Source organism: Pantoea allii (genome assembly GCF_002307475.1).
GTDB lineage: Bacteria > Pseudomonadota > Gammaproteobacteria > Enterobacterales > Enterobacteriaceae > Pantoea > Pantoea allii.
Genome location: NZ_NTMH01000012.1, coordinates 67361 through 80057 on the forward strand (window position 1 = coordinate 67361; position 12697 = coordinate 80057).

At 51.2% G+C, this 12697-nt stretch carries 10 protein-coding genes; 3 read left to right on the plus strand and 7 right to left on the minus strand.

From position 1 onward, the window contains the following. Positions 1 to 6 precede the first annotated feature (6 nt). The 7 genes from CMR03_RS05095 to leuL form a co-directional block, all read right to left on the minus strand. Positions 7 to 870 (minus strand): shikimate dehydrogenase, encoded by an 864-nt coding sequence (locus CMR03_RS05095; RefSeq protein WP_096010978.1) that lies wholly within the window; start codon positions 868 to 870, stop codon positions 7 to 9. Between the two features lie 10 nt (positions 871 to 880). Next, positions 881 to 2914, minus strand: coding sequence for an NAD(P)/FAD-dependent oxidoreductase (locus tag CMR03_RS05100; RefSeq protein ID WP_096010979.1), 2034 nt, complete (start codon positions 2912 to 2914; stop codon positions 881 to 883). Positions 2915 to 3303: 389 nt separating this feature from the next. Then, on the minus strand, positions 3304 to 3909 hold the full coding sequence (gene leuD, locus CMR03_RS05105; protein ID WP_063878391.1) for a 3-isopropylmalate dehydratase small subunit: 606 nt from the start codon (positions 3907 to 3909) through the stop codon (positions 3304 to 3306). Positions 3910 to 3919: 10 nt separating this feature from the next. After that, a complete protein-coding gene (gene leuC, locus CMR03_RS05110) occupies positions 3920 to 5317 on the minus strand; it encodes a 3-isopropylmalate dehydratase large subunit (RefSeq protein ID WP_063878392.1) in 1398 nt (465 codons plus the stop codon). 4 nt (positions 5318 to 5321) lie between these two features. Further along, the gene (gene leuB / locus CMR03_RS05115; protein WP_096010980.1) at positions 5322 to 6413 is read right to left on the minus strand and encodes a 3-isopropylmalate dehydrogenase; all 1092 of its coding nucleotides are present in this window, start codon (positions 6411 to 6413) and stop codon (positions 5322 to 5324) included. A gap of 2 nt (positions 6414 to 6415) precedes the next feature. Further along, positions 6416 to 7978, minus strand: a complete 1563-nt coding sequence (gene leuA / locus CMR03_RS05120; protein ID WP_063878394.1) for a 2-isopropylmalate synthase — start codon at positions 7976 to 7978, stop codon at positions 6416 to 6418. 88 nt (positions 7979 to 8066) lie between these two features. Continuing rightward, a complete protein-coding gene (gene leuL / locus CMR03_RS25840; RefSeq protein WP_109716544.1) occupies positions 8067 to 8150 on the minus strand; it encodes a leu operon leader peptide in 84 nt (27 codons plus the stop codon). Positions 8151 to 8882: 732 nt separating this feature from the next. Here leuL and ilvI point away from each other — a divergent pair. The 3 genes from ilvI (at position 8883) to cra (ending at position 12308) form a co-directional block, all read left to right on the plus strand. Continuing rightward, a complete protein-coding gene (gene ilvI, locus CMR03_RS05125; RefSeq protein WP_096010981.1) occupies positions 8883 to 10607 on the plus strand; it encodes an acetolactate synthase 3 large subunit in 1725 nt (574 codons plus the stop codon). A gap of 2 nt (positions 10608 to 10609) precedes the next feature. After that, positions 10610 to 11101, plus strand: a complete 492-nt coding sequence (ilvN, locus tag CMR03_RS05130) for an acetolactate synthase small subunit (protein ID WP_006117664.1) — start codon at positions 10610 to 10612, stop codon at positions 11099 to 11101. Between the two features lie 196 nt (positions 11102 to 11297). Continuing rightward, entirely contained in the window at positions 11298 to 12308 is a 1011-nt protein-coding gene (gene cra / locus CMR03_RS05135) for a catabolite repressor/activator (RefSeq protein ID WP_096010982.1), read from the plus strand. Positions 12309 to 12697: the final 389 nt, after the last annotated feature.

A 12697-nucleotide genomic window follows, 5' to 3' on the forward strand; every position in this document is an offset into this window, starting at 1 on the left:
TCATCCTCAAAAAAGGATTTTTTTGAGGTGATCAACAGGCATCGGTTTTCCTGTCCAGATTTCAAACGCGCTTGCGCCTTGCCACAGCATCATGCCGAGACCATTAATAATACGGCAGCCTTTTTTCTCTGCGATCTCAAGCAGATGTGTTTTACGTGGGATATATACAACATCCGAGACAATGAGCTCAGGACGCAGGAAGCTGTCGTCGGGGAGCAACATCTGACCTTCAAACGGTTTCATGCCCACGCCGGTCGCATTGGTGAGAATAACGCTGTCGTTAATCTCAGCGCGTAAACGGTCATGGTCGTCGAGATCAAAAAGCTGAATCTCACAGTCAGTATGGGCACGAATTTTCGCCACGGTTTCCTGCGCATTGGCAAAGAACTTATCGCGTTGGTTAAATACCGAGATCGCCTTTACCCCATCCAGCGCGGCCTGAACGCAAATGGCCGTTGCCGCACCGCCAGCGCCCAGAACAGTCATCTTTTTGCCCAGGATATCTATGCGCTCTTCAGCGAGGGCGCGCATGTAACCTGTACCATCAGTGATGTGCCCGGTTAGCACGCCATTATCATTCACGACGGTGTTCACCGCGCCAACAAGCTGCGCAGCGGGAGACAGCTTATCCAGATAACGACAAACCTCCGTTTTATTGGGCATGGAAACATTGCATCCGCGCAGCTTCAGTGCACGAAAACCTTGCACCACCTCCTTCAGTTCCTCAGTGCCGACCTCAAAAGCCAGGTAAGCATAGTCCAGCCCAAGATGCGCGAAGGCTTCGTTGTGCATGGTTGGCGACATACTGTGGCGAATAGGGGTGGCTATTAGCCCAATCAGCTCGGTATGCCCGGTAATACGTTCTGCCATGATAGTGTCCTCAGTAAGTTAAAAGTGGAATGCTTGTCGCTTCGCGGTTACCCAGTGCGCCAATCTCTTCGAGGGCATCCAGTACGTTGCGTCCTTCGCGTACACCATCAATAATTCGCCGCGCTTTCAGGCTGTCGCCGATGTTCATTATTTTGATCTGGTTGGCGGTGGCCCAGTGCTCTATGGCCTCGAAACCGGTGCGGTTAGGACGCATCCCCAGACAGATAAATCCGTAGTCAAAGGTGATGTCGAAGGTGCGGTGAGGGTTTTTAACGCGGAAGCGATCGGGTTGAACTTCAACGAGTTGCGTGTCCATATGTTGTTCTACCTGATGTTGTTCAAGCAGAGCTAACATGGCTCTCTTTGTGATGATGTCGAGGTCGCGTCCTGGTGAATGCTGCATTTCAATCAGTACAGCTTCAGCGCCTCGGCTGGCAAAATACTCAACAACATCGAGTCCAACGGCACCGCCGCCGACCACGGCAATACGCTTGCCTTGCAGATCGCTAAAGCTATTCAGGTGTTGAATCATGCCAGTAATCGTGAACACCCCGCTGCCGGGGCGGTCGATCGTCTCATGTAACCCTGCAATTGGCGGCAGCAGGGGGACAGAGCCCGTGGCATTCACAATCAAGTCGGGACGCAGCACTTCGAGGGAGTCGGGCTGAATGTGTTGCCCCAGCTGCAATTGCAAATTCTCCAGCCGGGCAATACGGTTGTTCAGGAATTGCGGAAAATCGGCAATACGTTTTTTTTCGGGCAACCGTGCAATCTCGACAGCCAGGCCTCCGATATGGTCTTTGGCTTCAAGCAGCCATGTCTTGCATCCCACCTCGGCGGCCGTGCAGGCGGCTTCGATACCTGCGGTCCCAGCCCCGATGACGACGACACGCGTTGGACGATTTACCCGCCGCTTTTTATAAGCATCACCATGGATAATATCGGGATTAATTGAGCAGCGAAGGGGAAGCGAGCGGGCAATGCGATGGTCGGCGCAGCCGATGTTGCAGGAGATGCACTTACGCATCATCTCTTCATGCCCACTCTGTACCTTTTGCACCCAGTCTGGTTCGGCAATCAGCCCGCGACCAATGGCAATGAGGTCGGCGTCACCCTGGGCAAGAATGTCTTCAGCAAGCTGAGGCGTGCGAATATTGCCAGCGACAACGGTGGGTTTATTAAATTTGTCGCGAACGGCACGTGACAGATAGCGTTTCCAGCCATCCTCTTGAGACATTTGGTCTATTTGTAAAAACAGGTTGTCATTCTGCGCCGCCGACACATTGATGATGTCGACTTTTTCCTGACAGTATTCAAGGATGCGCAGCGAATCCGCGAGCGTGTTACCGCCCTGTAAAAAATCATCCGCGCTGATACGCAGACTGATGGGAAACGTCGGTCCAACGCAGGCCCGAACTTTGTCGACAATCAGGGTTAAAAAGCGTGACCGGTTCTCGATACTTCCGCCAAATTCGTCATTGCGCTGATTGAACAGTGGCGATAAAAACTGACTAATTAAATAAGAGTGCCCGGCATGAATCTCTACGCAGTCAAAATTGGCGCGTCTGACGCGTTCTGCAGCGTCACCAAATTTGTCAACCGCCCGATATATTTCCTCATGCGTCATCGGACGTGGAATAGTCCCCTTCTTTTTTGACGGTACCGCGGAGGCTGAAATGGGCATCTCCCCATTGAGGCGATAGGTATAAGCTGATGCACCTGCATGATTTAACTGGATGGCGACACAGGCTCCGTGTTTATGCAACGTCTCGGTGAGTTTGTATAAACCGGGAATATACTGGTCATTATCAATGCGTAGTTGTGTGGTGCCGTTCGACGCGAATGGGAAATCCACGCAAATATTCTCAATCGTAATGAGCCCGGTGCCACCCTTTGCTCTAAGTGAATAGTAATCAAGCTGTTCCTGAGAGACTTCGCCATTCAGACTGGCCAGATTGGTGCCCATTGGCGGCATGATGATACGGTTTTTTAATGTCATCCCGTTGATTGTTAACGGGGTAAACAGGTGAGGGTAAGCGTGCATACATTGTCTCCACAAAAGATCTGACAGGCAGGCTGAGACGATCCCGATGTGCTTTGCGTTGAATTTTCTCTGCGGCGATGATAGCGAGGGGGAATTTACGGAAATAATGGTTTTTTTTTCAGAAGCTATAGGCAGGTTCTATGGGATTAACTATCAAATAACAAAAGAAGGGCATTGATGTTAATTAAAATAGCAAACGATTTACTTCTTGTGATAACAGAGAGGAAAAAGTGAGGAGAAGATGATGCGAGTCAAAATATAAACGTCATCGGTGAATAAATAACGCGCTTTCTGCAAGAAAATAAATTGCGATTAATTGTTTTAGCGCAGTTTTCGTTAAAAAAAGCCCGGACTGCAGAGCAGAGCGGGCTGATTAAGAGGTGTACCAGTTAACGCATAAAGGCCGGCTGGTTGTTTTCGTAAGCCGAGATCGCGCTTTCGTGCTGCAGCGTCAGGCCGATACTGTCCAGCCCGTTCAGCATGCAATGGCGACGGAAGTCATCAATCTTAAAGCTGTAAGACTGGTCGCCAGCTTTCACGACCTGGGATTCCAGGTCCACTTCAAACCTGATCCCCGGATTGGCTTTCACCAGCGTGAATAACGCTTCCACCTGCTCGTCGCTCAACGTCACCGGCAGCAGCTGGTTGTTGAAGCTGTTACCATAAAAAATATCGGCAAAGCTGGGGGCAATCACGACTTTGAAACCGTAATCGGTCAGCGCCCAGGGGGCATGTTCACGAGATGAACCGCAACCAAAGTTCTCGCGCGTAAGCAGAATCGAGGCACCTTTATACTCAGGAAAGTTGAGTACGAAGTCCGGATTGGGCTCTAAACCGTGATCGTCCAGAAAACGCCAGTCATTGAACAGGTGGGCTCCGAAGCCCACTCGGGTCACTTTCTGCAGAAACTGCTTCGGAATGATGGCATCGGTGTCGACGTTAGCGGCATCCAAAGGAACCACCAGACCAGTATGTTGAGTGAATTTTTCTGCCATGATGGTTTCCTTATGTCAGGCTGCGAATGTCGGCAAAATGGCCATTAATGGCGGCAGCGGCGGCCATTGCCGGGCTGACTAAATGCGTGCGTCCGCCACGGCCCTGGCGACCTTCGAAGTTACGGTTACTGGTGGATGCACAGCGCTCGCCGGGGTTCAGGCGGTCATTGTTCATTGCCAGACACATGGAGCAGCCAGGCAGGCGCCACTCAAAACCGGCCTCAATAAAAATTTTATCCAGTCCTTCTGCTTCAGCCTGAGCCTTAACCGGGCCAGAGCCGGGTACCACAAGTGCCTGCACACCTGGCGCGACTTTACGCCCTTTGGCAATCGCGGCGGCGGCGCGCAGATCTTCAATGCGCGAGTTAGTGCAGGAGCCAATAAAGACTTTATCAATGCTGACGTCGGTCAGTTTGATGCCGGGTTGCAGGTTCATGTAAGCCAGTGCTTTTTCAGCGGAGGCTCGCTCTACCGGATCGGCAAATGAAGCGGGATCAGGGATGTTGGCATCAACCGCGATCACCTGGCCGGGGTTGGTTCCCCATGTCACCTGCGGTGCAATCTCTTCCGCATGCAGCGTAACGACGCGATCAAATTTAGCCTCGGGATCGCTCTTCAGCGTGCGCCAGTATGCAACGGCCTGCTCCCACTTTTCGCCTTCAGGGGAGAACTGGCGGCCTTTCAGATAACTGAATGTTGTGTCATCCGGCGCAACCAGACCGGCTTTCGCACCCATTTCAATGGCCATATTACACAGTGTCATGCGGCCTTCCATGCTCAGCGCTTCAATCGCGGAACCACAGAATTCAACCACGTGACCGGTACCGCCGGCGCTGCCGGTTTTACCAATAATCGCCAGCACAATATCTTTTGCCGTAATGCCCGGCGCGACGGTGCCTGTCACTTCAATCTTCATGGTTTTGGCACGGCCCTGCTTCAGGGTTTGCGTGGCAAAAACATGTTCCACCTCTGACGTACCGATACCGAATGCCAGTGAACCAAAGGCACCGTGGGTCGCCGTGTGCGAGTCGCCGCAGACAATCGTCATGCCGGGTAAAGTCATGCCTTGCTCTGGGCCAATAACATGCACGATGCCCTGGAACGGGTGATCCAGGTCATACAGCTGCACGCCAAATTCGGCACAGTTCTTCATCAGTTCCTGCATCTGGATGCGCGCCATCTCACCCGAAGCATTGATGTCCTTGGTCTGGGTGGACACGTTGTGATCCATGGTGGCAAACGTCTTCGACGGCTGACGAACTTTACGCCCGTGTGCTCGCAAGCCATCAAAGGCCTGTGGTGAGGTCACCTCATGAATCAGGTGGCGGTCAATATAGAGCAAGGGTGTTTCATTCGGCGCTTCGTGAACGACATGTGCATCAAATAACTTCTGGTATAAGGTTTTCATTTTATTATTTTTCCTCGGCGATAAAGCGGGCAATGATGCTGCCCATCTCATCTGTGCTGATCGCATGGCCGTCACCCGCTAAATCTTTAGTGCGATAGCCTTCCGCTAAGGCCCGGCTAATGGCGCGCTCAATGCAGGCAGCGGCGTCATCGGCATTCAGGCTGTAGCGCAGCAGCAGCGACAGAGACAGGATCTGGGCAATGGGATTCGCAATGTTCTGACCTGCGATATCGGGCGCTGAGCCGCCAGCCGGTTCATACAGGCCAAAACCGTCTTCGCTCAGGCTGGCTGAAGGCAACATGCCCATCGAGCCGGTGATCATCGCGCACTCGTCTGACAAAATGTCGCCAAACAGGTTAGAACACAGCAGCACGTCGAACTGAGAGGGATCTTTAATCAACTGCATGGTGGCGTTATCAATGTACATGTGGCTCAGCTGTACATCAGGGTAATCTTTCGCGATTTCGTTCACGATTTCGCGCCACATCACGGACGTTTGCAGCACGTTAGCTTTATCGACCGAGGTGACTTTGTTGCGACGCTTACGAGCCGATTCAAAAGCCTGGCGCGCAATGCGTTCGATTTCAAAGCGATGATAAACTTCAGTATCAAAAGCCCGCTCGTGTGGGCCGCTGCCTTCGCGTCCTTTCGGCTGACCAAAATAAATTCCACCGGTCAGCTCACGTACGCAGAGAATATCGAATCCGCGGGCAGCGATATCGCTGCGCAGTGGGCAAAAGTCTTCCAGACCACTGTACAGCGCCGCAGGACGCAGGTTGCTGAACAGCTTAAAGTGTTTGCGTAACGGCAGCAGCGCGCCGCGCTCAGGCTGAGAGGCTGGCGGTAAGTGCTCCCACTTAGGGCCGCCTACCGATCCAAACAGAATCGCGTTAGCCTGCTCACAACCTGCAACGGTAGCAGGTGGCAAAGGTTCGCCATGACGATCGATGGCGATACCGCCGACATCGTATTCACTGGTGGTAATACGCAAATTAAAACGCTGACGAACCGCATCCAATACTTTGATAGCCTGGGCCATCACTTCCGGGCCAATTCCGTCGCCCGCCAGTACTGCGATATGTGAAGAGTTTGACATGATTACACCGTTTCCTTCTGATCTTTAGACTTGCGCTGTAACTCTTTCTCGACCTGTTTGGCTCGCCAGATGTTGTTTAGTGCGTTCACCATCGCTTTTGCAGAAGATTCGACAATATCTGTCGCCAGACCGACGCCGTGGAACTTACGATTGTTATAGCTCACCACGATATCAACCTGACCCAGCGCATTCTCGCCATGACCTTTTGCCGTCAGCTTGTAATTAACCAGTTCTGCATTGAACTGGGTAATACGGTTAATCGCCTGATAAACCGCATCAACCGGACCGTTACCGGTCGCCGCTTCTGATTTCGTTTGTTCGCCGCAGCCCAGATTCACCGACGCGGTGGCCGTAATGCTGGAGCCTGACTGCACATTGAAATCATTCAGTTGGAAAAATTCAGGCTCTTCGTTTTGTTTATTAATGAAAGCCAGCGCTTCCAGATCGTAATCAAATACCTGACCTTTCTTGTCCGCCAGTTTCAGGAAAGCGTCATACAGGGAATCCAGGTTGTATTCGCTTTCTGTGTAGCCCATCTCTTCCATACGATGTTTTACCGCTGCGCGACCGGAGCGGGATGTCAGATTAAGCTGAATTTTGTGCAGGCCGATGGATTCAGGAGTCAGGATTTCATAGTTTTCACGATTTTTGATGACACCGTCCTGATGAATACCGGAAGAGTGGGCAAAGGCGTTAGAACCGACCACCGCTTTGTTGGCCGGAATCGGCATATTGCAGATCTGGCTAATCATCTGGCTGGTACGGTAAATTTCCTGATGATGAATATTGGTATGAACATTCATGATCTGCTGGCGGGTTTTGATCGCCATGATCACTTCTTCCAGCGCACAGTTACCGGCGCGTTCACCTAATCCGTTCAACGTGCCTTCGACCTGACGGGCTCCAGCCTGAACTGCAGCAATCGCATTGCCCGTTGCCATGCCCAAATCATCATGCGTATGGACAGACAGGATCGCTTTATCAATGTTTGGTACGCGTTGAATCAACTGGCTAATGATGTTGGCGTATTCGTTCGGCAAGGTGTAGCCGACGGTGTCCGGGATGTTAATGGTGGTCGCTCCGGCGTTAATTGCGGCTTCAACCATACGGCACAGGTCGTCAATTGGAGTACGGCCACCGTCTTCGCAGGAAAACTCGACATCATCCGTATAGTTACGGGCGCGCTTCACCATACGGACGGCGCGTTCGATCACCTCAGGCAGGGTGCTGCGCAGCTTCGTGGCAATATGCATTGGTGACGTCGCGATAAAGGTATGGATACGGAACGCTTCGGCGACGCGCAACGACTCGTAAGCGGCATCAATATCCTGTTCAACACAGCGAGCCAGACCGCAAACCCGGCTGTTTTTGATGGTACGCGCAATGGTTTGCACGGATTCAAAATCACCTGGTGAAGACACAGGGAAACCGACTTCCATCACATCAACGCCCATACGTTCCAGCGCTAATGCAATTTGCAGTTTTTCTTTCACACTCAGGCTGGCCTGTAATGCCTGTTCACCATCGCGCAGAGTGGTATCGAAAATAATAACTTGCTGGCTCATCGTGTTCATCCTTTTGCGTTTCTTGCCTTGCAACGAGCATAAAAAAACCCGCGACAGGCGCGGGTTTTTAACTTTTAGCAGGTTCGAATCAGTGTTTGATTTCGCCCACAAGTCTACCGCGCACATAAGTTGCGTTTAGTAGTAGACCTGATAGACGAAAAGAACGTGACATGTTTCAAACCTCGTGAATTTTTTGCTGCATCTATTGGTACTGGAATCACCCATCGATGTCAACCATAAGCAAAGGGTTATTTTTTGCAGCGGCAAAGAAAAATGTTCTGCCATTTTCGGCCCTCGCAGAGTATTAAACGAGAGAGACACTTCGCGTCACGCTTATTGCCGCTGATGTTAGCCTGCTGGTCGATGGTTATGTGCTAATTCAATGAATTATAATGATAAATTAAAGGCGTTATATCATTTTATCCACGAGGGTGTGATGAAAGGCAGCATAATCCATCGCGCCTGAAGACTTTATAAGAGCGTTACGCCGTAAAAAGGCCCGGCTGAAAGACGGCTGGCTGAACCGGTCTGTCATCTGTTTTTTTTATTTCTTAGATACGACTGAAAAAAATACCATTATCAGCATTTTCCTCTGCTATTAACTGGCGTATTTAGTTTAATAATCGTAAGCCAAAGTTGGCGAGCAGAGGCTTTGTATCCTGCCTCCTTTAATAAAAGGCGTTTGGCGTTTGCCAGCCCGTTTTTCTGCGGTTATGGTAATCGACCTACTCTTAGAAAAAATAACCCAGCAGAATTCTCTGTATCTGGACAGCAGAAATGAGTTCTGCTGTCTTAGCAAAAACATAAGGTTTTGATCTTAATTGGCGAAAACAGGGCTGGATGCATGTGGCTAGCGGGAAAGCAGTCGTCAGTAGATTCAGTTCCTCAAGCCGGGAGGCAGAAAATGGAGATGTTGTCAGGAGCCGAAATGGTCGTCCGGTCGTTAATCGATCAGGGCGTTAAGCAGGTATTCGGCTATCCGGGTGGCGCAGTGCTGGATATTTATGATGCGCTGCAAACCGTAGGTGGGATAGATCACGTTCTGGTTCGTCACGAGCAGGGCGCGGTGCACATGGCAGATGGTCTGGCGCGCGCAACCGGCGAAGTGGGCGTGGTGCTGGTAACGTCGGGGCCGGGCGCAACCAATGCGATTACCGGCATAGCGACGGCCTATATGGATTCTATTCCGTTGGTCATTTTGTCAGGTCAGGTTCCTTCGTCTCTGATTGGCTATGATGCCTTCCAGGAATGTGACATGGTCGGTATTTCTCGTCCGGTGGTGAAACACAGTTTCCTGGTGAAAAATACCGAAGAGATCCCGATGGTGCTGAAAAAAGCCTTCTGGCTGGCCTCTACGGGTCGTCCAGGGCCGGTGGTCATCGATCTGCCAAAAGATATTCTTAATCCTGCGAATAAGCTGCCTTACCATTATCCGCAGGACGTGAGCATGCGCTCTTATAACCCCACGATTCAGGGGCACAAAGGCCAGATTAAACGCGCCTTGCAAACCTTGCTGGCGGCGCATAAGCCCGTTATCTATGCCGGCGGCGGTGCCATCACGTCCTCTTGCGAAGCGGAATTGCTGCAGTTGGCCGAACGTCTGAATATTCCGGTCACCACCTCACTGATGGGGCTGGGCGCGTTCCCCGGCAGCCATAGTCAGTGTGTCGGTATGCTGGGCATGCATGGAACCTACGAAGCGAACATGACCATGCATAACGCCGATTTGATCTTCGGGGTTGGCGTACGTTTTGATGACCGCACCACCAACAATCTGGCTAAATATTGTCCCAATGCCACCGTGATGCATATTGATATCGACCCGACCTCCATTTCAAAAACGGTAGCGGCAGATATTCCGATTGTCGGAGATGCCAAACAGACCTTACAGCAAATGCTGGAACTGCTGGACCAGAGTGAGGCAAAGCAGCCATTCGACAGCCTGCGTGACTGGTGGCAGTCGATTGAAACCTGGCGCAGTCGCCAGTGCCTGGCGTTCGATCGCACCAGTGACAAAATCAAACCCCAGGCGGTTATCGAAACCATTTGTCGCCTGACGAACGGGGATGCCTACGTCACTTCGGACGTGGGACAGCATCAGATGTTCGCCGCCCTTTATTACACCTTCGATAAACCGCGTCGCTGGATTAACTCCGGTGGCCTCGGCACCATGGGCTTTGGCCTGCCTGCCGCGCTGGGCGTTAAAATGGCCCTGCCTGACGAGACGGTTATCTGTGTAACCGGTGATGGCAGTATTCAGATGAATATTCAGGAGCTCTCGACCGCGCTGCAGTACGATTTGCCGGTGTTGGTGCTGAATCTGAACAACCGTTTCCTGGGCATGGTGAAACAGTGGCAGGACATGATTTATTCCGGTCGCCATTCTCAGTCTTATATGGAATCGCTGCCTGATTTTGTTCGCCTGGCTGAAGCCTATGGTCACGTGGGTATTGCCATTGATCATCCTGCAGAGCTGGAAGAAAAGCTGGCGCTGGCGCTGGAAACCCTGGCCACAGGGCGGCTGGTCTTTGTAGACGTCAACGTTGACGGCAGTGAGCATGTTTACCCGATGCAGATTCGCGGTGGCAGCATGGACGAGATGTGGTTGAGCAAAACGGAGAGGACTTAATTATGCGTCGCATTTTATCAGTTTTGCTGGAAAACGAATCCGGCGCATTGTCTCGCGTAGTGGGCCTGTTTTCACAACGCGGCTATAACATTGAGAGCCTGACCGTCGCACCGACGGATGATCCCACGCTGTCACGCATGACCATTCAGACCGTCGGCGACCAGAAAGTGCTGGAGCAGATCGAGAAGCAGCTCCACAAACTGGTCGACGTACTGCGCGTGACCGAGTTAGGGCAGGGCGCGTATGTCGAACGTGAAATTATGCTGGTGAAAATTCAGGCGACGGGTTATGGCCGCGAAGAGGTGAAGCGTAGCGCTGAAATCTTCCGTGGGCAGATTATTGACGTCACGCCATCGCTTTACACGGTTCAGCTGGCAGGTACCAGCGACAAGCTGGATGCCTTTTTAAGCACCGTTCGTGAAGTCGCTGAAATTGTCGAAGTGGCTCGCTCAGGAATCGTGGGCGTGTCTCGTGGTGAGCGCATTATGCGTTAATCACGCTCCGTTACCATCAGCAATGTTTGTAACCCGGCGAAATGCCGGGTTTTTTCTTTTTAATGCGCAAGATTGACGACCATCAGAAAAGCGGTTGCTACGCGCACTTTTCTGCTGTTAGATGTGCTAAAAAGGATGTCCATAGCTTATCTGCGGGTTAACAATCAGCTTAAGCCTGTTTAATGGTGGGGTTACAGTGAAACTGGATGAAATTGCGCGTCTGGCGGGTGTATCGCGCACCACGGCCAGTTACGTTATAAATGGCAAAGCACGGCAGTATCGTGTCAGCGACAAAACCGTTGAGAAAGTCATGGCGGTGGTGCGCGAGCATAATTACCATCCCAATGCGGTAGCGGCAGGGCTGCGCGCCGGACGCACGCGATCGATTGGATTGGTCATCCCCGATTTAGAAAATACCAGTTACACGCGCATTGCTAACTACCTTGAACGTCAGGCTCGCCAGCGTGGCTACCAGTTGCTGATCGCCTGTTCTGAAGATCAGCCTGATAACGAGATGCGCTGTATCGAGCATCTGCTGCAACGCCAGGTCGATGCGATTATCGTATCGACGTCGCTTCCACCCGAGCATCCTTTTTATCAACGCTGGATCAATAACCCATTACCGATCATCGCGCTGGACCGTGCGCTGGATCGTGAGCACTTCACCAGCGTTGTCGGCGCCGACCAGGATGATGCCTTTGCGCTGGCGGCTGAATTGCGTCAGCTCAAAATTAATAACGTGCTGTTTATGGGCGCGTTACCTGAACTCTCCGTCAGTTTCCTGCGTGAATTGGGCTTCAGAGAGGCCTGGAAAGATGATGAGCGCCCGATTGATTACATTTACTGTAATAGTTTTGAACGCACGGCCTCTGCTGCGTTATTTGAAACTTATCTGGAGAATCACCCCATGCCAGATGCGCTTTTCACGACCTCTTTTGGTCTGCTGCAGGGCGTCATGGATGTCACGCTGAAACGTAACGGGCGCTTGCCAGCCGATCTCGCCATTGCCACCTTTGGCGATCACGAGCTGTTGGACTTTCTTGAATGTCCGGTATTGTCTGTTGGCCAACGTCATCGTGACGTCGCCGAACGGGTGCTGGAATTAGTTTTAGCCTCTTTGGATGAACCCAGAAAACCCAAACCCGGTTTAACCCGAATTCGTCGTAATTTATTGCGTCGTGGACAATTAAGCAGAATTTCTAATTAAATTAAGGGCAGCAATAAGTCTGCCCTGTCTATTACATGCTGTTTTTAAACTCTTTCTTCTTAAAGTAAAAAAGCGTAAGCGTTATTCATTCATGCTCACAAATTAAGTTAACGGACTATTCTTGTTTACTTACAACTTAGCGCCTGTTTTAAACGCTGTTTGTCGCTATGTGGCTGTGCATCCCTTAAGAAATCCCCTAAAATGCGTCCCCTGTCTCAAAACGGCTCAATGCTATTCAACCTGAATAAACGTGTAATTTTAAGCCACTCTTTTTTGCGTCAGATTTTTTTATTCAGTTATTCATTAGTTTAATTTTGATTAATCATCTTTTGGCGTTTTGAAACCCTCTCAGTGTTAATTCCCGCCTCGGTAAATAGTCATATTCAACT

Bases quoted from the DNA above. Each gene is read 5' to 3' on its own strand.
- CMR03_RS05095 (WP_096010978.1), bottom strand. From the start codon at position 870: ATGGCAGAACGTATTACCGGGCATACCGAGCTGATTGGGCTAATAGCC.
- CMR03_RS05100 (WP_096010979.1), bottom strand. From the start codon at position 2,914: ATGCACGCTTACCCTCACCTGTTTACCCCGTTAACAATCAACGGGATG.
- leuD (WP_063878391.1), bottom strand. From the start codon at position 3,909: ATGGCAGAAAAATTCACTCAACATACTGGTCTGGTGGTTCCTTTGGAT.
- leuC (WP_063878392.1), bottom strand. From the start codon at position 5,317: ATGAAAACCTTATACCAGAAGTTATTTGATGCACATGTCGTTCACGAA.
- leuB (WP_096010980.1), bottom strand. From the start codon at position 6,413: ATGTCAAACTCTTCACATATCGCAGTACTGGCGGGCGACGGAATTGGC.
- leuA (WP_063878394.1), bottom strand. From the start codon at position 7,978: ATGAGCCAGCAAGTTATTATTTTCGATACCACTCTGCGCGATGGTGAA.
- leuL (WP_109716544.1), bottom strand. From the start codon at position 8,150: ATGTCACGTTCTTTTCGTCTATCAGGTCTACTACTAAACGCAACTTAT.
- ilvI (WP_096010981.1), top strand. From the start codon at position 8,883: ATGGAGATGTTGTCAGGAGCCGAAATGGTCGTCCGGTCGTTAATCGAT.
- ilvN (WP_006117664.1), top strand. From the start codon at position 10,610: ATGCGTCGCATTTTATCAGTTTTGCTGGAAAACGAATCCGGCGCATTG.